This window comes from Streptomyces sp. NBC_00223 (assembly GCF_036199905.1).
Lineage (GTDB): Bacteria > Actinomycetota > Actinomycetes > Streptomycetales > Streptomycetaceae > Actinacidiphila.
Genome location: NZ_CP108109.1, coordinates 3,361,705 through 3,384,692, shown reverse-complemented (window position 1 = coordinate 3,384,692; position 22,988 = coordinate 3,361,705). Strand labels below are relative to the sequence as shown.

16 protein-coding genes and 2 pseudogenes are annotated in these 22,988 nt (G+C 68.2%); 8 read left to right on the top strand and 10 right to left on the bottom strand.

Going from position 1 to position 22,988, the window contains the following annotated elements:
- Window positions 1–154: 154 nt before the first annotated feature.
- Window positions 155–1,450: an ISAs1 family transposase gene (locus tag OHA30_RS14125; protein ID WP_328913034.1), complete on the top strand. Its 1,296-nt coding sequence runs from the start codon at window positions 155–157 to the stop codon at window positions 1,448–1,450.
- Window positions 1,451–1,502: 52 nt separating this feature from the next.
- Here the strand turns inward: OHA30_RS14125 and OHA30_RS14120 are convergent, their stop codons facing one another.
- On the bottom strand, window positions 1,503–2,660 hold the full coding sequence (locus tag OHA30_RS14120; protein ID WP_328914189.1) for a restriction endonuclease-related protein: 1,158 nt from the start codon (window positions 2,658–2,660) through the stop codon (window positions 1,503–1,505).
- Window positions 2,657–3,400: a PD-(D/E)XK nuclease family protein gene (locus OHA30_RS14115; protein WP_328914188.1), complete on the bottom strand. Its 744-nt coding sequence runs from the start codon at window positions 3,398–3,400 to the stop codon at window positions 2,657–2,659. Before OHA30_RS14115 ends, OHA30_RS14120 begins: the two co-directional genes overlap by 4 nt.
- A gap of 370 nt (window positions 3,401–3,770) precedes the next feature.
- On the opposite strand from OHA30_RS14115, the gene OHA30_RS14110 reads away from it, so the two are divergent.
- Window positions 3,771–4,871 carry an ISAs1 family transposase gene (locus OHA30_RS14110; RefSeq protein ID WP_328913296.1) on the top strand — a complete coding sequence of 367 codons (1,101 nt, stop codon included), beginning with the start codon at window positions 3,771–3,773 and terminating at the stop codon, window positions 4,869–4,871.
- Here the strand turns inward: OHA30_RS14110 and OHA30_RS14105 are convergent, their stop codons facing one another.
- A complete protein-coding gene (locus OHA30_RS14105; protein WP_328914187.1) occupies window positions 4,872–5,507 on the bottom strand; it encodes a hypothetical protein in 636 nt (211 codons plus the stop codon).
- A 347-nt stretch (window positions 5,508–5,854) separates the two neighbouring features.
- Between OHA30_RS14105 and OHA30_RS14100 the strand changes: the two genes are divergently transcribed.
- Complete coding sequence (locus OHA30_RS14100) at window positions 5,855–8,986, top strand: DEAD/DEAH box helicase (RefSeq protein WP_328914186.1); 3,132 nt, start codon at window positions 5,855–5,857, stop codon at window positions 8,984–8,986.
- 556 nt (window positions 8,987–9,542) lie between these two features.
- Here the strand turns inward: OHA30_RS14100 and OHA30_RS14095 are convergent.
- From OHA30_RS14095 to OHA30_RS14085, 3 genes and pseudogenes are all read right to left on the bottom strand, one after another.
- On the bottom strand, window positions 9,543–11,756 hold the full coding sequence (locus OHA30_RS14095; protein ID WP_328914185.1) for a tetratricopeptide repeat protein: 2,214 nt from the start codon (window positions 11,754–11,756) through the stop codon (window positions 9,543–9,545).
- Window positions 11,757–12,444: 688 nt separating this feature from the next.
- Window positions 12,445–12,744: pseudogene (locus OHA30_RS14090) on the bottom strand (PIN domain-containing protein); the annotation flags it as partial.
- A pseudogene (locus OHA30_RS14085) lies at window positions 12,740–13,183 on the bottom strand (NIPSNAP family protein); the annotation flags it as partial. The pseudogenes OHA30_RS14085 and OHA30_RS14090, both read right to left, overlap by 5 nt.
- Window positions 13,184–13,374: 191 nt before the next feature.
- Here OHA30_RS14085 and OHA30_RS14080 point away from each other — a divergent pair.
- The 4 genes from OHA30_RS14080 (at window position 13,375) to OHA30_RS14065 (ending at window position 17,258) form a co-directional block, all read left to right on the top strand.
- On the top strand, window positions 13,375–14,352 hold the full coding sequence (locus OHA30_RS14080; RefSeq protein WP_328914184.1) for a helix-turn-helix transcriptional regulator: 978 nt from the start codon (window positions 13,375–13,377) through the stop codon (window positions 14,350–14,352).
- A gap of 532 nt (window positions 14,353–14,884) precedes the next feature.
- Window positions 14,885–15,913 carry a hypothetical protein gene (locus OHA30_RS14075; RefSeq protein ID WP_328914183.1) on the top strand — a complete coding sequence of 343 codons (1,029 nt, stop codon included), beginning with the start codon at window positions 14,885–14,887 and terminating at the stop codon, window positions 15,911–15,913.
- Window positions 15,913–16,512 carry a hypothetical protein gene (locus OHA30_RS14070; RefSeq protein ID WP_328914182.1) on the top strand — a complete coding sequence of 200 codons (600 nt, stop codon included), beginning with the start codon at window positions 15,913–15,915 and terminating at the stop codon, window positions 16,510–16,512. Before OHA30_RS14075 ends, OHA30_RS14070 begins: the two co-directional genes overlap by 1 nt.
- Complete coding sequence (locus tag OHA30_RS14065; protein ID WP_328914181.1) at window positions 16,509–17,258, top strand: ATP-binding cassette domain-containing protein; 750 nt, start codon at window positions 16,509–16,511, stop codon at window positions 17,256–17,258. Before OHA30_RS14070 ends, OHA30_RS14065 begins: the two co-directional genes overlap by 4 nt.
- A gap of 43 nt (window positions 17,259–17,301) precedes the next feature.
- Here OHA30_RS14065 and OHA30_RS14060 read toward each other — a convergent pair whose 3' ends face one another.
- The 4 genes from OHA30_RS14060 to OHA30_RS14045 all read right to left on the bottom strand — a co-directional run bounded on the left by OHA30_RS14060 (window position 17,302) and on the right by OHA30_RS14045 (window position 21,512).
- Window positions 17,302–17,862, bottom strand: coding sequence for a CGNR zinc finger domain-containing protein (locus OHA30_RS14060; RefSeq protein ID WP_328914180.1), 561 nt, complete (start codon window positions 17,860–17,862; stop codon window positions 17,302–17,304).
- A 237-nt stretch (window positions 17,863–18,099) separates the two neighbouring features.
- A complete protein-coding gene (locus tag OHA30_RS14055; protein ID WP_328914179.1) occupies window positions 18,100–19,728 on the bottom strand; it encodes an ABC-F family ATP-binding cassette domain-containing protein in 1,629 nt (542 codons plus the stop codon).
- 326 nt (window positions 19,729–20,054) lie between these two features.
- Window positions 20,055–20,267, bottom strand: coding sequence for a hypothetical protein (locus tag OHA30_RS14050; RefSeq protein ID WP_328918107.1), 213 nt, complete (start codon window positions 20,265–20,267; stop codon window positions 20,055–20,057).
- Window positions 20,268–20,438: 171 nt separating this feature from the next.
- On the bottom strand, window positions 20,439–21,512 hold the full coding sequence (locus OHA30_RS14045; RefSeq protein WP_328914178.1) for an alpha/beta fold hydrolase: 1,074 nt from the start codon (window positions 21,510–21,512) through the stop codon (window positions 20,439–20,441).
- A gap of 477 nt (window positions 21,513–21,989) precedes the next feature.
- On the opposite strand from OHA30_RS14045, the gene pstC reads away from it, so the two are divergent.
- Window positions 21,990–22,988, top strand: a complete 999-nt coding sequence (pstC, locus tag OHA30_RS14040; RefSeq protein ID WP_328914177.1) for a phosphate ABC transporter permease subunit PstC — start codon at window positions 21,990–21,992, stop codon at window positions 22,986–22,988.

Below are 22,988 nucleotides of genomic sequence, written 5' to 3'. Positions count from 1 at the left end.
AACACCTTCTCGGTCCCGCGTGCAGCAGGGCCCCGGCGAGTGCCTGGATTGTCCCGGCCTGGGGTGTTGATCTCGGTGGTGGGCCCCGGAAGCAGGTGAACACGGCACCTGTGGATCATGGAGTTCTCTACGCTGCAAGATCCACGAAGGTGCCGTGTTCGTTCCTCCATCATCCCCTGTCGCTGTCCCCGTGCCTCATGCGCCCTGCCTGGAGGCTCTCGGCGAGGGTGCCGCCAAGGAGCAAGTCCGCTGCCTGGTAGTCGAGTTCGAGTCGGTCACCGATCCGAGAGGGGCTTGCGGAGTGCGGTACCGGCTCTCCTCGCTGCTGGCCCTGGTGGTCTGCGCGATGACCTCGTCCGGCCACGACTCGATCACCGCGGCGGCGGAGTGGTGCCGACGTGCGACGCCGGAGGAACTGGCCGCCTTCGGCCTGCCCTACCACCCACTCCTTGGCCGCTACCGGGTGCCGAGCGAGAAGACCCTGCGCAGCGTCCTGGGGCGGCTCGATCCCGGTGAGATCAGCGCGGCCGGCTACGACTACCTCCGGCCTCTGCTGTCCGCACAGGCCCGCCGGCCGGATCCGGTGATGCCCGACGGTGGCACCGAGCGTGAACAGCGCCGGGCCCACCGGGCGGCCGCCCGCGCCGAGCCGGTACGGCTGCGACGGCGGGCGATCGCGGTGGACGGCAAGTGCCTGCGTGGCGCGAGGCGCCCGGACGGCAGCCGGGTCTTCGTCCTGTCCGCCGTCCGTCACGGCGACGGTGTCACGCTCGCCTCCCGGGAGATCGGCGCGAAGACCAACGAGATCCCCGAGTTCGCACCTCTCCTCGACCAGATCGATGACGCTGATCTCGCGGGAGTGGTCGTTACCGCCGATGCCCTCCACGCCCAACGCGACCACGCCACCTACCTGCGCGAACGCGGCGCTCACTACCTGCTGACCATCAAGAACAACCAGCGCGGCCAGGCCCGTCAGCTCCACGCCCTGCCCTGGAAAGTGATCCCCGTGATCCACCGCGACGACGCCCGGGGCCACGGCCGTCACGAGCAGCGGCTCGTGCAGGTCGTCACCGTCAACGGACTGCTCTTCCCGCACGCGGCCCAGGTCCTGCGCATCCAGCGCCGTCGCCGTCTCTACGGGGCGAAGAAATGGTCCAGCGAGACCGTCTACGCCATCACCGACCTGCCCACCGAGGAAGCGAACGCAGCCGAGATCGCGTCCTGGGCCCGCGGGCACTGGACCGTGGAAAATACCGTCCACTGGTGTCGAGATGTCACCTTCAACGAGGACAAGTCCCAGGTCAGGACCCACAACGCGCCCGCCGTACTCGCTGCCCTCCGCGACCTGATCCGCAGCGCGCTCAAGCTCGCCGGCTACGTCAACACCGCCGCCGGACGACGAGCCCACACCGAGCGCCCCCGCGTCCTCGCCCTCTACGGCATCACATGATCAAACCAGACGATCCAGGCACTCGCCGGGGCCCTGCCGCGTGCAGGGGTGTTCATACCGTCCTCAGCGCTCGTCGTACTTCGGTGCCGAACTTCGTCTCGGTGGTGACCTGGAGCGAAGGCAGGGCGGTCCGCAGGGTTTCCAGTTGATGCTCGTGTGTCTTCGGGAGGAGCACCCGGGCACGGGGCGGTTTCGACCTGATGTCGGCGATCAGCCGGTGCGGGGAGCGGTATTCCTTGAGATCGACCCTGAACTCCCTGTCACCGGCCCGTACGTGCAGGTCATAACGGTCGAGTTCGGGCCAGAGCTCGACGGTCGCACCGAGTTCTTCGAGGTTTCGCTTGACTCTGAGTTCGCTCGCCCCGGGTACCACGACGAACCGCCAGACGCCGAATTCCACGCAGCGGGAATCGGCCATAGGCCGGGCCACCGGCCTGGCCAGTCGCGGACGCCCTTCGTCGACCCTGCTCAGCGAGGGCCGGGAGGTCACCGTCCTGCCCTCGCCCAGCTGGTACACGGCGGCATGGGGGCGGTACCGGCAGCGTACGGTCGTACCCGCCACCTCCATCGGCCAGCCGCAGACTGCGCACGGCCACCACCACGTCCCGCCGTCGGGTGAGTGATGGAGGTGGTCGGAGGGGATCTCTGTGTATCCCCTTCGAGGAAGGCGCACGCCCGTCTCACTGACCAGGTCACGCAGTTCGGAGAGGGAGCCTGCGGGGTGTTCGATGAGAAAGCGCCGGGAAGCGACGTAGCTCTCCTGGCCGTTGCCCTCGATCAACGCGATGAAGGTCTCGCTTCGGATCTGGTCGGCGCGCATCCGGGTCCAGGTCGGCATCCACTGTGCGGAGTCGGACGGGCCGCCGACCGGAAGAGCGTATTCGCATGCCAGGTCGTACGCGTCCGATGTGAGCTGATCATTGCTGTCGAGGAGCACGACCCGCGCGATCTCCTTGTCCGTGCCCGCGGCAACGGCCGGCAGAAGGTCAAGGCGCCGCCGCAGGCAGGTCACGAGATCGAGTGGGGTTGTCGGTCCGCGACCGGGACCATGGGCCTCCATGACGACACCCGTCATTCTCGCGACTTCCCGCAGAGCGTCGCGTCGCTCCTGCCGGACCGTCCACGCGTAGGCGGCGCGCAGCGAGGCGGCCACCACACGGTGCGCGCGCTCGGCCGGGTCGTCCCGCGCCCCGGTCAGCCACTGAGTCATATGCCAGTCCTCTCCACCGCGTCGGGGCACCACCGGGTGAACGGACAGTCCGCGCACGCCTTGCCCGCCTTGGCCGGATAGCGGGCGTCGGCGTGCCATGCGGAGACGTGCTCTTCCAGAACGCGTTGCGCCTTGGCGACCACGTCCGTCGCGGCGATGTCGAGTTCTGTCAGGACCGGCCCACTGCCGGTCAGCCGCTCCAACTCCACCCGGCACCGCCCTTTGCCCGGCAGCACTTCGGCACCGGCGAGCAGCACGGCCAGGGCCAGTTGCGGATACTGGTCCAGCGGGTCCCCCTCGCTCAGTACTCCGGCAGTCTTCGTCTCGCGCAGGGTCCACTGGCCGGCCACGCGGTAGAGCAGGTCCGCTTTGGCTATGACGACGACATCGGCGTCAGGGTCGTACACGACGACTGGCAGCTCCGGATGGAGTATTGCGTCGTCGGGCCGGTGCCGCAGAGGACAGACGAGGGCATGGTCACCGATCATCTGGATGCCGAGCCGGCCCTGGAGTCCGGTCAAGGTCCACTTTCCGTGCCGCCACCCTTCTCGTGGACCTGGGACGTCGTCCGGTTCGCAGGGTTGCTGAGGTGTGCGACGGTGCTGACTCTCGATCCACGCGTGCACGGCCTTTCCTCGCACGACCGCGTCGTTGTTCTCGACCGAGCCCTCCCTGGGCAGGAACAGGTCTTCCAGGTGGGCGCGGGCCGGACACTTGCGGTAGGAGCGCCCGGTTGTCATTGACCAGGAGCGGCGTGGCAAGTCGGAGCCGCTTATACCGAGGAGGCCGGGACGGGATGGGACCGCGGGACAGGTGGTCACGGCGTCACATCTGCCGCAGTCCTTCCCAGGGCAGGGCGGCGTCGTTCAGACGGTCTGACCGGCTTGATGGCGATTCATGTGGCTCGGCTGGCCGCCATATCCGTAGACCGGGCCGGAACGGAGGCAGGCACGGCCTCCGGGTGATCATGAGGTGTCGAGTCCCTGATCACCGCAACGGAAGACCGTGCCTGGCCGCTCATCATCGCCCATCCCTGCCAGTCTGGGCCAGCTCACTACCGCCCGGCCTCCCGCGCCCGAGGAACATCCGGAACTGCTGGACTGTCTCGCCGTGGTACCCGATCCGCGCCGGGCCAAGGGCCGCCGCCATCCCCTCGCCTTCGTCCTCGCGCTGACCGCCTGCGCGGTGCTGGCCGGCGCGAGATCCCTGACCGCGATCGCGGAGTGGGCCGCAGACGCCCCGGCCACCGTGCTTGCCGCCCTCGGCGGCCCGAACCGGGAACCCAGCGGCCCGACCGCTCCGGCCGAGGCCACCGTGCGCCGAATCCTGCAACGCATCGACGGCAACGCACTCGACAACGCGATCGGCACCTGGCTCGCCGCTCGGGACCCCGGCCGCACACCGAGGGACCAGGACCTGTTCAAGCAGTCCCGGCGTTCCCTGGCCGTGGACGGAAAGACGGTGCGGGGCGCCCGCCGCGCGGACGGCAGCCAAGTCCACCTCCTTGCCGCGATGACCGGCACCGGCCTGGTCACCGCCCAGCGCGAGGTGGACGGCAAGACCAACGAAATCACCGTCTTCCGGCCCCTGCTCGCAGAGCTCGACCTGACCGACACCGTGGTCACCTTCGACGCCCTGCACTCCCAGACCGCGCACGCCCGCTTCCTCGTCGAGGACAAGAAAGCCCACTACATCGCCGTGATCAAGGGGAACCAGCCGTTGCTGCACAAACGCCTCAAGCACCTGCCCTGGCGAGACGTGCCGTTGCTGGACAAGACCCGCGCCACCGCGCACGGCCGCAACGAGATCCGCCGGGTCAAGACCGCCACCGTCGCCGACCTGGACTTCCCGCACGCCGCGCAGGCCGTCCAGATCGTGCGCCGCCGCCGCATCGTCGCCACTGGCAAGGTCACTCTCGAACGCGTCTACGCGGTCACCGACCTGGCCGCCGAGCAAGCACAGGCCGACGAAATCGCGCACCACGTCCGCGGACACTGGGGCATCGAGAACCAACTCCACCACATACGCGACACCACCTACGCCGAGGACGCCTCCCGCGTCCGCACCGGCACAGCCCCACGAGCCATGGCCAGCCTCCGCAACCTCGCCATCGGAGCCCTCCGCCTCGCCGGACACACCGGCATCGCCGCCAGTCTCCGCCACCACGCACGCGACGCCACCCGCCCGCTCGCCACCCTCGGCATCACGTGATCAAACCGGACCAAGCGACTGAACGACACCGCCCTGCTTCCCAGGGCGGTACGAGTCACCCGCGATCACCTTGCCGATGTGGGCCTCGACATCGGAGTCGTAGCGGGCGTAGGCCTCGTCGGGGGTTCCCTCGAACAGGATCCGCTGGGATGCGTCGACGCAGCCGATCTCCACGAGGCGTACCAGACGGGCGGGTTCGAATCTCCCGAGCGTGAGCCGGCTCTTGCTCCACCTGGAACTCAATACCGGACGCCCGCTGGCCAGGACACCCACGGCCATCGCGATTTCCGCCTTGTCCTGGGGACGGTCGCGCACCGACCCTGCTCGTACGATGCGCAGTTCACGGACACCGTGCCCGGCATAGCGCCGTTCGGCCACCATCTCCTCGTGCACATCGGGGTCGCCGGGCTTCAGCGGGCCCCGCTGCCGGGCCCACATGCGCGACACGGGTTCGAGCGGTTCGCCGTACGGCACTGTCGCCGACGCTGGGATCGCCGCGGCTGCGGCAAGGTAGCCGTGGACAGCGTGTTCGGTCCAACGGGCGAGTGCTGGATGGACGGGGCGTTTGGGCGCGGCTCTCCATTTTGCCAAGGCGCTTTCCGCCGGCAGTTGCTCGAACTCGATGAGATCGAGCACGTCGTGCAGTGGGCCCAGCGCCCAACTGGTCAGGGTGGGGCCGGATGCTGCGGCTCGGCTCGGGCGGGGTGAGCCGGGGCGAATCTTCATTGCCAGCCGCTGCGGACAACGACTTTCACTGTACTGAACGTCGGCGGGAAGGATTCGTACGATGCTCGTGCCCTCAGGCGGCGAATCGCTGGTATGCGAACTACTCACGGTAATTCCCTCTGAAACATCCGAAGCACGTCATGGGTTCTGAAATCAGAACTTTCATCCGCACTTGAACTGCAATGGCGTACCCTTGCTCTCGGTATCATTCTGGACTTGCGGTAACATGTCGGCATCAAGGTCTCTTGGGGAGTGGGATGAAATATCATGGAATCTTCGTCGGTATTGACCGCTACGAGTCGGAGTTCGCTCGCCTGCGGTTCGCAAAGCGGGACGCCACCGTGCTCAGCGCTCTGTTCGACGACAACCTTGAAGGGAAGTCGACCTTACTCCTTGATGACGGTGCCACCAAGGAAAAATTTGTGACAGAAATGCGGCATCTCGCTGCGGTCAGTACGGAGGAGGACTTCGTTGTGATCGCCTTCTCCGGCCATGGCATCACTGGCGGATCTCTGGCCATGTATGACACGCAGCCGGAGGGGCTCGCCGTAACCGCTTTGCCGCTGGACGACCTCGCCCAGCTGACCCGCGGAATCAGGGCACGCGCCCTGCTCCTGGTACTGGACTGCTGTTTCTCGGGGCATGCCGCGGACAAGGTTCTGCACATCCCGCAGGACGGCTACACGAGCCGCAATGGTTCCGTCTCGGCGACAAACAGGCTTGACGAGCTTCGCGAAGTCGGGTATTTCGTCATCGCTGCTTCCGGCAGGGACCAGGAAGCCTTCGAAGAGCAGAATTTCCGCCACGGCCTGCTCAGCCATTACCTGATCCGGGGACTGCTCGGCCACCCTGAAGCTGTTGACGACGGCAAGGTTCACATCCTCAAGTTGGCTCACTATGTATTCAAGAGCGTCAGTTCCCACAGGAGGTCCCTACCTGAAAGGATCCAGAACCCTGTCCTGGGGGGCAACGTCTCGAACTTTTCTCTGAAAATCTTCACGCCGGGTTTGCGCTACCTCTCGACTGCGGACGGCACAAGGCCCAAGGACGTTACTGCGGACCTCTTGTCACTCACGGCGTACAAGATCCCGACCTCGGTCGTGGAGGTGTGGCAGGACCGTATCGGAAAGCTCAATAAACTACAGATGGATGCCATCAACGAGGGGGCCCTGCTGGAAGGGATGAACGTCCTGGTCAGCGCGCCGACATCGACGGGCAAGACCATGGTGGGCGAGTTGAGCGCCATGCGAGCGGTGGCCGAAGGGAAGAAGGCTGTTTTTCTGCTTCCCTCTCGTGCACTGGTCAACGAACAGTACGAGAGGTTCCGTGATCTCTACGGGCCGCTCGGGATCAGGACGATCCGCGCCACGGGCGAACTGCGAGATCAGATGGCCGATCTGATCAATAATCAGTTCGAACTCGCTGTTCTCACCTATGAGAAGTTCATCGGCCTGTTGCCCAGGCGTCCGGATCTGCTGGGCGCGGGTGTCCTGGTCATCGACGAGATCCAGTCCCTCATGCTGCCGGAGCGCGGTCCGCTGCTGGAGACTCTGCTCACCTGGTTGAGGGTGCGGGACGGCCTTGCTGATACGCCCCAGATCGTGGGGCTGTCCGCAGTGCTCGGGAAACCGGAGGAATTCGCCCGGTGGTTCCGTGCGAACCTTGTGACGGGAACTCGCCGCGGTGTACCGCTGCTCGAAGGAGTGACGGGCCCGGACGGCCGCTACCGGTATCGGGACCAGCAAGGCAACGAGTCGACCGAGCAGTTGCTGGAGCCGGCGAGCACCGCCGAGCTCGCCGAAGATGATTGGCTGGTGGCTCGTCTGGTGAGCAAGCTGGTCGGGCTGGGGCAGCAGGTCATTGTCTTCCGGGGCACGCGCGGCCAGGCTCGCAAACTGGCCCGAAGTCTTGCCTGCACGCTGGGGCTGCCCGCCGCCGATACCACGTTCAAAGCCCTGTCCAGCGGGGACGGCGGACGGACCACGGACATACTGCGCACATGTCTGGACGGCGGGGTGGCTTTCCACATGGCGGACCTGTCGCCGAATGAGCGTCGGGTGCTGGAAGTGTCCTTCGGGAGTCCGGACAGCGAGGTGCGCGTGCTCGTGGCCACAACGACCCTGGCCCAAGGCGTCAATCTGCCGGCCGATTCCGTCGTCATCTGCGAACTGGAGCACCCTTCGCCGGGCGGTCGGCCGTACTCCGTCTCCGAGTACAAGAACATGGCCGGCCGAGCGGGGCGCCTTGGCTTGGTGAAGCAGGGCCGCACCATCATCCCAGTCCGAGGAGCCGCCGACGCGGACCGGAAGTGGCAGCAGTACGTCCAGGCGGAGCCAGAGGAGGTGCGGTCGGTGTTGCTGGAACCCTCCACTGACATACGCGCCGTGATACTCGCCGCGCTCGCCGAACCCGCCGTCCCTGCCCACCATCGCTCGGGGCCGGACATCGAACGGTTCATGGCCGCCACCTTCGCCGCGCACCAGGCCAGGGCGAGCGGTTCGGCCGATCCATTCCCGAGTACAGAAGTCCGTCGCATGGTGCGGCAACTTGTCGCCACCGGTTTTCTCAAGGGCACGACCAACAGCCCGGAGGAGATGCCGAAAGGGCTCGCCTTGACGGACCTGGGCAGCCTCACGGTCCGGAGCGGCCTTTGCGTCGATTCCGTCACGGCGGTGGTGGAGGCGTTGTCGGACGTACCGGCAGACGGGATCAGCCGCGCCACGCTGATCTGTGCCGCCCAGCTCACCTCCGAGCTGAATGACGTGCGATTCGCGCTGCCCCCGAGGGCTTCCTACCGGGAACATAACCGCCTTGCCGCGTGGCTGAGGGAACGCGGGGCTGCCAAACCGGTGATCTCCAGACTTATGAGTGCTCCGCACAAGAGCGGCGTCGGCATAGGCCACGCCCGGCGCAGCATCGCCTGCCTGATGTGGACAGAGGGGATCAGGCTCGCTGACATCGAACGCGCGATCAGCAACCCGGAGAAGGCCACGCGACCGGAAATTCCGGGTCCGATCCAGCACGCGGTACAGCGGGCCGCCGACGTGATCGCGACGGTCGTCGAGATCGCCATCCACGTCCACCCGACCGCCGACCTGGGGCACCTCCCCGATGTTCTGCCCGCTCAACTCGAACTGGGCATCGTCGCAGGTCTGGTACCCGTCGCCTGGCACACGGAGATCCCGCTCGGCCGGCCGGTCTACCTCGGTCTGGCCCGGGCCGGGCTGACCTCGCCCGCGGACATTCTCGCGGCCGATCCCGAGTACCTGCTCGAATGTGTCGGTGGTGGGCTCGAACAGCAGCGCGCTGTGCGGGAAGCCGCGGTGGCCGCGAAGGCAGAAGAGGATGAGGTTGCTCTCCGGGATCTGGTCCCGCCTGGGGACGGCTGACTTCTGCTGGGAAACGGGCCAGTATCCGTGAGGAGACCTGGCCCGTCGATGGAGGGCGCACCCGTGGGCCCGGGGTTGTGAACGCAGGTCACAGCCCGTGGAGATGCCGACGCCCGTAGCCGACTCCGCACGTTCACAGGACTGGCTCGAACGCCTCGAAACGGTCGTCACGGCCTGCTCTGCCAGCCGTTCGAGTATCGCGTCCACGCGCCGACGTGCGGTGCGTGGGTCACGGTCGAGGTGCGCTGCGATACCTCTCAGCCGTTGTCCGAACCGTTCGGCGCCGGAACCGTCAAGAGCGAGCGCTCGCCTGCCGAGCGCGGCCATCTCCGGGGGCAGTGTGCCGATCAACTTCAGCAAGCACGTTGTGAGCTTGACGCGCTGCGCCGCCCCACTGTCGCTGTCGGTCACCCCAGCGATATGGCGCAGAGCATGACCGGCACGGGTCAGGGCACCAGGATCGTCGATACCGAAGCCCTTGCGGAGAATCTTGAGTTCTGCGAGTACTTCGGCCGTGGTCAGCTTCGTGCCAGGCATGGGAAGTTGCTGCGCCATGTCAGGAAGCCAGGCGGAAACGAGCTTCCCCCAGCATGACGGGTTCGAGGCCGCCGTACACAGCATCGGCCCGCGACCATAGCTCAGCCGCCTTCTTCCGGTCGCCCGACGCCTGGCGGATGTTGCCGAGACCGGTCAGGGAACGGGCCTTCTCGTAACGACTTCCACAGTTCTCGGCCAAAGTGAGTGCCTCCTCGTAGTCGCTACCGGCAGCTTGGTGGTCGCCTGATCGGAAATTGGCCCATGCCGCGCAGTTCACCGACATCACGACGTCCAGTTCAAGCCCCAGAGTGTTGAACTCCACTCGGGCCTCGTGCGCGTGTTCGACAGCTGCACGGTAGAGTTCCAGCTCGGATTCCAATAACGCGATCCCTCGAAGCGCAATGGCAGAATTTCGCCTGTTCCCAAGCCGCCGGTAATGGTTCAGTGCGGTGCGCAGTCCGTCGAGGGATTTTTCGTACTCGCCCAGATACAGCTCGGCCCAGGCCAAGTTGGAGATGGCGTTGACAACACCATGATCGTCGTCAAGTTGTTGGTACAAGGCCAGGGACTGCTGGAAGTAGTCGACGGCCATGGTCAGATCTCCTCGGTCCGCGTGAGCGACACCAAGGTTACTCAGACTGATGGCCAGCCACGCACGATTGCCCGCCGCCCTGGCGGATGAGACCGCCGTCAGATGGGTCTCGATCCACGGACCCCAGAGTTTCGTGAGGTAGAAGAACTCACGCAGCGCGAAAGCCAGCTGCCAGCACAGCGAGTGCTGTTCGTGTGCCGCAGCTGTGCGACACAGCGACACGAGGCAACGCCACTCTGATTCGAGCCAGGCAACTCCCGCCGCGCGGTCGCCGAAGGGGGAAGACCTCGGCGGGAAGTTTTCAAGGACGACAGGCGGACGATACCGCTGAGGAGTAAGCAATTTGTCCGCATCCACGGCAAGGCGGAGAAAGTGCTCGAGCAGGCGTCGGACGGCGCTGTGCTGTTCCTTGACGGTCACGTCCGGAAGGAGCAGCTGTCGGGCGAACTGGCGTACGAGGTCGTGCATCGTGATGCGATCGGACGATTCGTAGTCCACGAGATACCTATCCGCAAGGCCGTCCACCAGAATCGCGGCGCGAGGCGGATCGATGTCCGCCAGAGCCGCGACAGCGCGGCGGTCGGCGCCAGGACCAGGGTGCAGCGCCAACAACGCGAGCAGTCTGCGCTGTTCTGCGGTCAATCCGTTGCAGGACACGGTCAGGGCGGCGGTGATACTGCGATCCCCGTCATCGAGCAGTTCGAGCCTGTGGGCCTCGTGCGAGATCATCTCTTCGAGCTCCGCCACGGTCCGTGTCGAACCGCTGCGGATACGAGCGGCGACGATGCGCACCGCCAGCGGCAGCCGACCGCAGTGCTCGACGATCGCGTGGACGGTCTGGTCCCCAGCATGCACCGCTTGCTCTCCTCCGACTGAGCGGAACAGCGCATCGGCCTCTACGCTGCTCAAGGCTCCGAGGGACAGGTGTGTCGCGTCATCGAGAGCGGTCAGGCGTTTCCGGCTGGTGACGATGAGCTTGCACCCGGGCTCGGTCGACAGTAGCGGCGCGACGTCCGCCGCGCTGCTCACGTTGTCGAGGACGAGCAACATGCGTTTGCCGCGGAGTCGGCTTCGCCAGAGGTTGGCCATTGCGTCCATCCGAGACGGCATCTGCTCCTTGGGGACACCTGTCAGCCTGAGCAACGAGTCGAGGATGTCTCGCGTGCAGCCGGGTGACTCTTCTCCAAAGTCGAAAAAGAAGCATCCGTCGGAGAAGACTTCCGCCGCGTTCCAGGCCCCTCGGATTGCCAAGGCCGTCTTGCCCGCGCCTGCCAGACCGCTCAGCACACACACAGCGCCTGCGGATTCATCGGTGAGGTGGTCGGCAATGCGAACCAATTCCTCCGAGCGCCCGACGAAATGAGAGGGCGAGGCGGGAAGTCCGACAGGTACCTTCATATCGGTGCACCTCGTTTCTTTTGATGCCTTACTGCTGATGAGTCCCGCTAATTCACCATGCGCTTCCAATGCTTCGTCGCAGGCTTCGGCGAACTCGCGGGTTGCAGCTGTCAGCCCCCGCTCTACCTTGCTTAGATGACCCTTGCTGCGGGAGATTAGTTGAGAAAACGCAGTTAGGTTGACTCCTCGATCGACACGCCTCCGACGGAGCTCGCTACCGAAACTACGGGAAATATCATTCATAACCCCAAATACCTCTGCAGTGTGGTCCGCCGATGGTGAAAGAGCACCTGTGTGAAATCAGCATCCCACAAGTGGATCCAGGGTGTCATGTGTTTCCTGTTTTCAATGAGAATTGAAAACAGGAAACACATGAAGTAAGCCTCTTCAGCGGTGTCTCACCGTCGTGGGGACGCGTCGCGATGGTCATGCGAGTGGGGCGTGACGGCTCCTGGCGTGCGACCCCGAACGGCGCCCTTCTTCCTGTCGCGCAGTCCACCGCCAACGCCTTTCGGAGACGAACGACGATGTACTCGATCCCCGCTTGCCCTTCCGGTGTCTCTTCGGCGGGCGGGTGTGCAACAGCGGGACGGCTGTGTCGTGCACACCTACGGTGGCGGTGCCGGTGGTGCAGCACACCTTTGCCGGAGGCCGACCTGCTGTACTCACGACGGGGGAGCGGACGTGGTATCCGATCAGGCAGCCTGCCTCACCAAGGAAGGTCAGTTCGCAGGCCTCGGATGCACTGCGAGGCTTGCCGCAATTCGGGCCTTCGACGGTGTCGGCGACATGGCGCCCGGTGCCGACGTCGAGGGGCGGGCACTGACATCATGGCGTCCTCGCCCGACTGATGACCCTGGCGCGGCGACAGGCGGGGACTCATCCACGCGTCCGGCCGCACAGCCGACGACTGGCGACACGACGATCGGTGGTCGGCGGTGCCGGGCGGGACGACCCATTCGGTGGGTTGGCCGGTGAGGGAGGCGATCATGTCGAAGTCGCCGTCGTAGTGGAGGACGGTCAGCCGGTTCAGCTCCGCGGTGGCGGCGATGAGCAGGTCGGGGAGCGACAGGGAATGGTGGAAGCCCGCGTTGAGCGCGCGGCGCTGGACCTCCAGGGCGCGGGTGAAGGTGTCGTCGTCGCCGCGCAGGTAGTCAAAAGCGTGGAGCCAGGTGCTGATACGCGTCGCCTCCGCGCTGTCCCGGGCCGAGTGGATCAACTCGTACTCGGATCAGCCTCGCGCCGTCCTGCCGGCCGGGCGGGAAGGACCAGATGGTGGCGGTCACGAGACGTTCCCGGGCCGGCGCGCCGACCTCCGGCCGTTCCGCGGCTGAGACGGCTGAGACCGCCGAGTCCGCGAAGCCGTTCCCCGCCGACAGCGGCCGCAGCAGCAGGACGTCGTCGGAGTCCACCATCGTGGCGTTGGCCCGGGGCCCGTGCTCGGCCCAGACGGGCCCGTCGTAGAACGCCGTCAGCGCATGCCGTCGCGCCTCCATGTCCGGGAATCCGCGCAGCCAGACGAAGCGGTCCGGGGCGTCCAGGTCCCGGAACTGGCCGAGCACGACCGCCCCGACCGCTTCCTGCGTTTCGACGAACTCCCGGTCGAACAGCTCGATGAGCTCGTCGCGGCGGCCGGGACGCAGCGTGTACTGACGAAGCTCGATCACCATGGGATTGCCGATGCGGTCGCCAACAGGGTTGCCGACGGGGTCGGTTGGGGACACGGCGGGCTCCTCTTCGGTACGTCGGGGCTCTTCCGTGGCGGTCGCCCTCAGGTGCGCGCCCGCCCGGCTCCCCGTACTGGCAGACGCTAGGCGACCCACGTGCCAGATGCTGTCAGGGTTCCGGCGAGAATGCGCGTATGTCTGCCGGTCGACTGCTGTCGGTGCTGCTGTTGCTGCAATCCCGCGGCCGTATGTCCGCGCGGGGGATCGCCGACGAACTGGGCGTATCCGTGCGTACCGCGTACCGCGACCTGGCACGGTTGCAGACCGCCGGGATTCCGGTCTACGCGGAGCCCGGCCGCGGGGGCGGCTATCAACTGCTCGACGGCTACCGCACCCGCCTCACCGGGATGAGCGAGGGCGAGGCGCGTGCGCTGTTCTTCGCTGGGTTGCCCGGGCCCGCCGCCGACCTGGGGTTCGCGACGGAGCTGGCGGCGGCGCGGTTGAAGCTGCTGGCCGCGCTGCCGACGGGACCGCGCGAGCAGGCGGCGCGGACCGCGGCGGTCTTCCACCTGGACGCCCCCGGCTGGTACCGGGAGCCCGAAGAGACGCCGTATCTGGGCGTGTTCGTCGACGCGGTGCTCAACCAGCATGCGGTGGACGTACGTTACCGCCGGTGGACCGCGCCGCAGGAGGTGGAGCGGCGCCTTCGCCCCTACGGCCTGGTGCTCAAGTCCGGTGTCTGGTACGTCGTGGCCGTGGGCGAGAGCCGGATCGCCACCTACCGGGTCGCCCAAGTCCTGCACGCGGTACCCGCCGACGAGCGGTTCGACCGGCCGGAGGGCTTTGACCTGGGCGCGTACTGGAAGTCCTACCTCGACGACTTCCAGGCACGCCGTCACACCGGGACGGCGACCGTGCGGCTGTCCCCGCTCGGGCGCCGGTGCCTGCCCGACAATGTCCCCCCGGAGGTGGTGCGGGCGGTTGAGTCCACCGCGATCGCTGTCGGCGACGACGGATGGATCGAGGCCGTCATCCCGACCGAGAGCGTCACGCACGCCCGCGGCGAACTGCTGCGGCTCGGCGCCGAAGTCGAGGTCGTCGCGCCGGCCGAACTGCGCGAGGCGATGGTGGCCACCGTACGCACCCTCGCCCGCACCTACGGCGCCATCTGACCCTCACCCCGAGGAATCGGTCGCCGGCCGTACGAGACGTAAGACGGCGTAAGGCGGTGCAAACGGATTGTGAACCTCCGGATAAACCGTCGCGGGACAACTCCCGTACCGGTCTGATAATTTATATCGATTGGCGAGGAAGCCGGGACTTGGCCGGGAAAGGCTCGCCGACAAATCACGGTGTCCACCGGTAACCCGCGCGAGACACCGAGAGATCGCCGCCGGGATTCCGGTGCGTCCATACATTCTGCGGAGTTTTTCTGTGAGGATCCCGGTCGGCGTGCGCGCCAACAGCGCGACATGGGCGGCACCCGCCGTAGCGGCTCTCCTGGTCCTCTACTACAGAGTGCAAAGGCAAACAGGGCTTTCCGGTTTCCATGGATATGCTCCCGCGATCGTCTCCTACGGGTTCGAAAGCCATTACCCCATCGCTTATGCGGTGGCCGCCTGCCTGGGCGGCTGGGAGAGCGGACGGCTGAGACGGGACGGTGTGTGGGTCTCGGCCCCGCTCCGGTCACGGGCCCGCATAGCCGTGGGCGCGTTGGTCCCCGTCTGGGCGCTGGCCTGGCTGACGTTGCTGCTGCCCGCCGCCGTCCTGCTGATCCGGGCGGGCGCCACCCCGTCGGTGTCCTGTGTGCCGCTGATCGCGATGACCATGGCGGTCACCGTCGCCTACAGCGTCATCGGGTTCACCGCGAGCCTGGTGGTCAGCCACTTCGTGGCGGCGCCGGTCCTGGCGGCAGCCGTGTGGTACGCGGTCGCCGCCTCCTGGTCCTTCTCCGATCCGATGTGGATCCGGCACGTCCTGGGGCAGTACCCGACGACGCTGATGTTCGGGGAGTTACCGGCCTTCTCCTCCCTCGCCTCCCATGTGCTGTTCGTCGGCGGGATCGCCACCGCGCTGGGGCTTCTCGCTCTGCTGCGCAACCGATGGCCGGTACGTGTCGCCGCAGGCGTGGTCGTGGCCGCGGCCTGCACCCTGTCGTCGTACGCGCTCGTGGCCGACTGGGGAGCGTCGCCGCCACTTCTGCGGGGCCGTGCGCCCGTCTCGTGCACGGGGATCCGGCCGCAGATATGTCTGCCGCGGGTGACGGACGGAAAAGCCGAGGAGATATCGGCCGACTACCGGGCCGTATCACGCGACTTGGCACGGCTGAACGTCTCCGTGGACGTACCGCGGAAGATCGTGGACTCGATACTCGACGGACGCTATCCGCAGTCATCCACCTCTCACGTGTGGTATCTCGCCCTGACCGGCACCCGGGACCAGGAGAGCATGCGCTTCCAGATGGCACACCTGGCGGCCGTGCCGCGTTGCCACCATCTCGACCGCGGCGCGGAACAGCGGATCGACCTCTGGGTCGGCGGATTGACCCGGACCAGGAATGCCGCATTGCGGCGGGAACGGCAAGAGGCATTCACCCCGGCCCAGCGGCGGACTCTTGAACAGTCCGCCCGCACGGTTGTCTCCGTGGAGAAGATGCCGGTCGCCGCGCAGGCAGCCTGGTACGTGAAGACGCGGGACGGCGCCTGCGTCACGTCCTCGGCGGTGGCCGGCTGATGCCGCTGTGGTGGAAGGCGCGCCGGGCCCACACCGTACTGCCCCTCACCTTGGCGGTGTTCGCCGTGTTCCTGCTGGTGGTACGGGACTCCTCGGCCGAACTGCCCGCCCTGCTGCCCTCGTTCTCCGGCACGGTGGTGACCGCGCTGCTGGTCCCGGTGCCGGTGTGCGCGGGCTTGATGGTGTGCCTCGGCTCCCGGCTCGACGGGGCCGAGGACAGCGGGATCCGGCGGGTTCTCGTCCTGGACGCCGTCCTCGTCCTTGTCCTGCTCGCGGCAACGGCCCTTGTCGCTGCGGCGGTTGGCGGTCTCACCGGTTCCTCGGCCGCGCAGGAGGCCGGGCGGAACACCGCGTTCCTGTGCGGGCTGACGCTGTGTCTGCGTCCGCTGCTGGGCATGCGGGCGGTCCTCGTACCGGTGGTCTGGATCATGGCCGTCGCCGAGGCGGGCTATCGCAACGGCCACCCGCTGGCCTGGACCGTCGTCGCCCGGCCACTGTCCGATGTCTACGCGGCGGCGGCGAGTACGGCCGTCGTGGCCGTCGGCCTGGCCGCGCACCTCCTTGTCGGTACGAGCGAACGCGCGAGGAACGCCGAATGACCCTGGAACTCAAGGGCTGCACCTACGCCTACACCCAACGCCTGCGCCGGCAGCGGCCGGTGCTCGACGGCCTCGACTACCGGCTGCCCGACGGCCTGACACTGCTGCTCGGGCCGAACGGCGCCGGCAAGTCCACGCTCCTCAAGCTGGCCGCTTCCGTGACCCGGCCGCGTTCCGGCACGGTCACCCTGGACGGCATACCCGCGGACAAACCGGAATACCGGCGGGCGACGGCCTGGATGCCGCAGCGCATCACGGCCATGACCGGGCACACCGTCCGCGAGCAGGTCGCCTATGTCGGCTGGCTGAAGGGGATGAACCGCCGGGACGCGTGGGACGCCGCCGCCGCGGCTCTCGGCCGGGTCGAACTCGCCGACCGCGCGGACACCAGGGCAAGCGGCCTGTCGGGCGGCCAGTTGCGGCGGATGGGAGTGGCCTCCGCCCTGGTGCACGACGCCCGGGTACTGCTGCTCGACGAGCCGACGGCCGGGATGGACCCGCGCCAGCGGCGGGTCTTCCGTGATGTGCTGCGCGACATCGCCACCGAGCGGCGGGTGCTGATGTCCACCCACGACGTGGCCGACCTCGCCGAGGAGGCCGACCATGTCTCCGTTCTCGACGGGGGCCGCTTCACCTACAGCGGGGACACCGCCGGGTTCCTCCGCCACGCACCGGCCGACACCACGAGCGGAAGAGCCGCGGAAGCCGCGTACGCCGCACTCAGCCAGGGCGAGCCGACGTGGTGAGGTCGCCGGGCCGGGTTCCGCCGGGCGGGGGTGGGCGCCGGGGTCAGGCCGTGGTGGGGTGGGCGGACTTTTTGCGGGCGCGGTACGCGGCGGCCTTGATCTTGTTGCCGCACGACTCCATCCCGCACCACTGCCGCCGCGTACCGCGCGAGCGGTCGATGTAGACGCGGGTGCACTCCGGGTTGTCGCACTCCTTGAGCAGCGGGACGTCCGGGCCGCCCAGCAACTCGACGGCGAGGCGGGCCACCGTGGACAGCGCCTCGTCCGGCGTCGCCTCCGTCCAGCGGCCGGACGGGGTGAGCCGGGGGATCGCGGGGGCCTTGCGGGCCGCGCCGTTCAGCACCGCCAGCGCGTCGTCGGTGAGGTCCTCGCCGAGGCGGCGGGCCGTGACCAGCTCGTAGACCGATTCCCGTACGGCCGTCGCCTGCTCGACGTCGGCCGGCCGGGCGGGGGAGACCGCGTCCACGATGCCGGATTCCAGGTACCAGGCGTTCAGCCGCTCGGGCGACGAGAACATCTCGAACCGCTGCGAACGCCGGGCCCGGAGCGTCGCGACGAAGTCGAGAGCCGGGTTTCCGCATACGAAGACATGGTTGAGGTCCACATCACCATCCTGGCAGGTGACAGGCGGGCCCGCAAGGATCGTCACCTGTCGAAGCGGTGACGATCCCGGACGGTGACCGGCCCCCGGACCCCGGCCCCCCGGACCCCCGCCTCCCGGACGGCTACCGGGCCCCCGGACCCTCGCCTCCCGGACGGCTACCGGGCACCCCCGGCCCCCGCCCGCCCCCACCCCCGCGACTCAGGAGCCGCAGGGCCGGGGCCGGCACCTCGGCGGCGCTCACACCTCCGGCGCCCCCGTCTCCGACAGCTCGCCGCCGGCCAGCCGCAGCCAGCGGTCCACGCCGATCCGGGCGAGAAAGCGCTCGTCGTGGCTGACCACCACGAACGCCCCCCGGTAGGAGCCCAGCGCGCCTTCCAGCTGGCCCGCGCTCACCAGGTCGAGGTTGTTCGTCGGCTCGTCGAGGAGCAGCAGCTGCGGTGCCGGTTCGGCACACAGCACGCAGGCCAGGGTGGCGCGCAGCAGTTCGCCGCCGGACAGCACCCGCACCGGGAGGTGGGCCCGCGCGCCGCGGAAGAGGAAGCGGGCGAGCAGGGTCATCCGCTCCGCCTCCGCCCGGAGAGGGGCGAACGCGGCGAAGTTCTCGGCCACCGTACGGTCCGGGTCCAGCAGGTCCAGCCGCTGCGACAGATAGGCGATCCGGCCGTCGGCCCGCCTGATCCGCCCGCCCTCCGCGGCGAGATCGCCGTTGACCAGGCGCAGCAGCGTGGTCTTGCCCGAGCCGTTGGGGCCGGTCAGCGCGATGCGCTCGGGACCGCGGACGGTCAGGTCGACCCCTTCCGCGGCGAACAGCGCCCGTTCGCCGTGACGCAGCCCCTCGCCGAGGAAGAGGGTACGGCCGGCGGGGACGTCGGTGTCCGGGAGGTCGAGCGTGATGCGCTGGTCGTCGCGCAGGGCGCGCCCGGCCTCGTCCAGCCGGGACCTGGCGTCGCTGACCCGGTCGGCGTGCGTCTGGCCGGCCCGGCCCGCGGACTCCTGGGCCGCACGCTTCCTGTTCCCGGCGACGATGCGCGGCAGCCCGGCGTTCTTGATGTTGCGGACGGCGTTGTTCGTACGGCGCTCGGCGCGTTCGCGGGCCTGCTGGAGCTCGCGCTTCTCCCGCTTCAGCTCCTGCTCGGCGCTGCGGACGTTCTTCTCCGAGACCTCCTGCTCGGCCCGTACGGCTTCCTCGTACGCCGTGTAGTCGCCGCCGTACAGCCGCAGTTCGCCGCCGTCGAGTGCGGCGACGCGTTCCATGCGGTCGAGCAGCGCCCGGTCGTGGCTGACGAGCAGCAGACAGCCGTTCCAGTCCTCCAGCGTGTCGTAGAGCCGGTGGCGGGCGTCGAGGTCGAGGTTGTTGGTCGGTTCGTCGAGCAGCAGGATGTCGGGCCGCTTCAGCAGTTGGGCGGCCAGGCCCAGCGATACGACCTGACCGCCGCTCAGCGTGCCGAGGGCGCGGTCGAGGGTGAGGCCGGCCAGGCCGAGGCGGTCGAGCTGGGCGCGGGTGCGTTCCTCGATGTCCCAGTCGTCGCCGATGACCGCGAAGTGTTCCTCGCCGACGTCGCCGGACTCCACGGCGTCCAGCGCGCGGATCACCGCGGCGACGCCCAGGACTTCGGCGACCGTGAGGTCACCGGTCAGGGGGAGGGTCTGGGGGAGATGGCCGAGGGTGCCGCTGACGGTCACGGACCCGCGGGAGGGGCGCAGTTCGCCGGCGATCAGCTTGAGCAGGGTGCTCTTCCCCGAGCCGTTGGGCGCGACCAGGCCCGTACGACCGCTGCCCACGGTGAAGGACAGGTCGTCGAGGACGGGGGTGCCGTCGGGCCAGGAGAAGGTCAGGTTCGAGCAGATGACGGAGGCGTCGGACATGAGGAGACCTCGGAGGGGGATGTACGGGCACGCGCACAGCGATGCCCGGGACATGGACGGAACGCGGACAGAACGCGGACGAAAGGGGACGGCGAAACGGCCACGGCGGCGGTGCTCCTGGGCACCGGTCGGTGGCCTGTCAGCTCCGGGTCTCACCCGGAGATGTCGTCGTCACCCGCCATGTCTGGTCTCCTCGCAGAGGTGTTGGACGCGATCGGCGTCACCGCGATCGTAACAGCGGCGGCCGCGCCGGGCCCGTGAGTAAAGAGGGGCACCCCGTGTGTCGCGGGGTGCCCCTCCATGCGGAACGGATGGCGGTGACGGGGTCAGAGGCCGAGGTCCAGGGCCAGGCAGGAGTAGGACACGAACGACTTCTCGGGGTTGTACGCGTCCCCGGCCGCGTCCCTCGCCGAGACCGGCTTCTCCTCGACCAGGTCCTCGTGGCGGACGCGCTCGGGCAGGGCGCCGAACCGTGCCTGGCGCGCCGCCGCGGCGCTGTCCATGACCGTCCCGCTCTTCACGATGCTCAGGCTCTTCACGGTCGACCTCCGCTCGGTCGGTGCTCGGTCGGTGGCGGTGTACGCCGTACTGCTCCGGTGTCCACCACGCTCCCACGCGTCGCGTCACCTGTCAAGGCGGTGACGCACTCGCCCAGTGCTTACGTACCGTGCTCGTCCGCACACGCGCACGCATCGACGGCCCGGCGCCGGTCAGAAGCCGTCCACGTCGACGACCGCCTGGGCGAAGGCCGCGGGCGCCTCCTGCGGCAGGTTGTGGCCGATGTCCGGCAGCGTGCGGTGGTCGTACGGGCCCGTGAACCGATCCCGGTACGACGAGCCGTTGCCCGGCGCGGTGAAGGGGTCGCGCCCGGGGTCCAGCGTGAGCGTCGGCACCCCGATGGCCGGCCGCGCGGCGAGCAGCCGCTCGTCGCGGTCGTAGCGCCGCTCGCCCTCGGCCAGGCCCAGCCGCCAGCGGTAGTTGTGGATCACCACGGCGGCGTAGTCGGGGTTCTCGAAGGCCGTCGCCGTGCGCTCGAAGGTGGCGTCGTCGAAGTCCCACGTCGGGGAGACGGTGTCCCAGACGAGCCTGGCCAGGTCGTGCCGCTTGTCCGGGTCCTCCATCGCGAGCCGGCCGCGCTCGGTGGCGAAGTAGAACTGGTACCACCAGGCGTACTCGGCCTTCGGCGCCAGCGGCTCCCGATTGGCCTCGACGTTCGTGATCAGATACCCGCTCACCGACACCAGGGCCTTGCAGCGCTCGGGCCACAGGGCCGCGATGATGTCGGCGGTCCGCGAACCCCAGTCGAAGCCGGCGAGCACGGCCTTCTCGATCCGCAGGGCGTCCATCAGGGCGACGATGTCGCGCGCGACGGCCGACTGCTGACCGTTCCGGAACGTCCGCCGGGACAGGAAGCGCGTCGTGCCGTGGCCGCGGAGATACGGGACGATCACCCGGTAGCCCCGCGCCGCCAGCAGGGGAGCGACGTCGACGTAGCTGTGGATGTCGTACGGCCAGCCGTGCAGGCAGATCGCCACGGGGCCGTGCGCGGGGCCCGCTTCGGCGTAACCGATGTCCAGCAGGCCGGCCCTGACCTGCTTCAGCGCGGCGAACGAGGTGCGCGCGCCGGAACCTGCCATCGGCGCGGTCTGCGCCGAAGTCCCCTTCCGGGCGGGGGAGTCGGTCGCCGCCGCGGCCGTTGGGAGCCCCGGCAGACCGGCCGCGGAAGCGGCGGCCACCCCCGTGCCCAGTCCCAAGGTCTTGCCGAAGGTACGCCTGTTGATCATATGAAGCCCTCCGTACGTGGCGACGTGCCGACCTGTCCGTAGCGGGCGGTCCCGGCAGTACGGCCGTGCGCGGTGCCGTGCCCCGGTGGTGCCCGCGCGACGACCGTCCCACAGCATTCGTCACTGTTCAAACAGGTGACGAAAGAAATCCCCGTCGGTGTCGTCGGCAACGCCACGGCCCCGGGCGGACATACGAACGGTGACGGGCAGTCGTACGCGGCACGACGTCCCGCCCCGCCGGTCGCCCTGTCATCCGTGTATGAACCAACTAGACGTCGAATAGCGGCTTTTGCCGGATATCGGACGATCCTCACAGGGCTCTCACGACTTCTCACTATCAATTGTTCATTTTCTCCTTAAGTGGACAACGGGGGTTGGACACCGTTGCGCCGTTGACTGCTCCCGAGCGCCGAGCCCCTCGGCGCTCGCGGAATGCTGGGGGGAAGACACGTGACATCCACAGAAGTGGTGTCTCGCATGCCCGAGGCGGACGGGGGACAGGACGCTCCCCGGCGGTTGCAGGTCGCCAAGGGAATCGGAGACCGGATCTTCCGGGGGCAGTTGACCGCCTCCGGTGTCGCCGTGCTGGCGATCATGGCGGCGGTGGGCCTGTTCCTGCTGCTGCGGGCGGGCCAGGCGCTGCGCGTCCAGGGCCTGCGGTTCCTGACCACTGAACAGTGGCAGCCCGACGTCCACCATTTCGGCATCGCCGCGGTCCTCACCGGGACCGTGCTGATCGCCGCGGTGGCGGTCTGCGTGGCGCTGCCGCTCGCGGTCGGCACCGCGCTGTTCATCTCGGAGATCGCGCCGCGCCGGGCCCGCCGCACCCTGGTGGCGATGGTCGACCTGATGGCGGCCGTGCCGTCGGTGGTCTACGGACTGTGGGGGCTGTTCTTCTTCCAGGGTCATGTGATCGGGCTGTCCCGCTGGCTGTCCACCTGGTTCCACTGGGTGCCGTTCCTGCGGGTGGACGGTGTCGACCCGGGCGACCCGCTCTCCTCGGCCAGCGTCTACACCGCCTCCACCTTCATCGCCGGCATCGTGGTGGCGATGATGGTGGCGCCCATCATGTGCTCGGTGATGCGCGAGGTCTTCACGCAGGCGCCGGCCGGCGAGCGGGAGGGCGCCTACGCGCTCGGCTCCACCCGCTGGGGCATGATCCGCTCGGTGGTGCTGCCGTACGGCCTGGGCGGCGTGATCGGCGGCACGATGCTGGGCCTCGGCCGCGCGCTGGGCGAGACCATCGCGGTCTACCTGATCATCTCGCCGGTCTTCCAGATCCAGCCGCACATCCTGCAGACCGGCGCCAACTCCGTCTCCTCGCTGATCGCCCTGCACTACGGCGACTCCTCGGACTTCGGCATGTCGGCGCTGATGGCGGCGGGCCTGGCGCTCTTCCTGCTGACCCTGGTGGTCAACTTCACCGCCTCCACCATCGTCGCCCGGTCCCGCTCCGGCGCGCAGAGCGAGGGCTGA

Coding starts and splice junctions, on each gene's coding strand:
- pstC (WP_328914177.1), top strand. CDS start 21,990: ATGCCCGAGGCGGACGGGGGACAGGACGCTCCCCGGCGGTTGCAGGTC.
- OHA30_RS14100 (WP_328914186.1), top strand. CDS start 5,855: ATGAAATATCATGGAATCTTCGTCGGTATTGACCGCTACGAGTCGGAG.
- OHA30_RS14070 (WP_328914182.1), top strand. CDS start 15,913: ATGCCGCTGTGGTGGAAGGCGCGCCGGGCCCACACCGTACTGCCCCTC.
- OHA30_RS14115 (WP_328914188.1), bottom strand. CDS start 3,400: ATGACAACCGGGCGCTCCTACCGCAAGTGTCCGGCCCGCGCCCACCTG.
- OHA30_RS14045 (WP_328914178.1), bottom strand. CDS start 21,512: ATGATCAACAGGCGTACCTTCGGCAAGACCTTGGGACTGGGCACGGGG.
- OHA30_RS14095 (WP_328914185.1), bottom strand. CDS start 11,756: ATGAATGATATTTCCCGTAGTTTCGGTAGCGAGCTCCGTCGGAGGCGT.
- OHA30_RS14065 (WP_328914181.1), top strand. CDS start 16,509: ATGACCCTGGAACTCAAGGGCTGCACCTACGCCTACACCCAACGCCTG.
- OHA30_RS14080 (WP_328914184.1), top strand. CDS start 13,375: ATGTCTGCCGGTCGACTGCTGTCGGTGCTGCTGTTGCTGCAATCCCGC.
- OHA30_RS14120 (WP_328914189.1), bottom strand. CDS start 2,660: ATGACTCAGTGGCTGACCGGGGCGCGGGACGACCCGGCCGAGCGCGCG.
- OHA30_RS14055 (WP_328914179.1), bottom strand. CDS start 19,728: ATGTCCGACGCCTCCGTCATCTGCTCGAACCTGACCTTCTCCTGGCCC.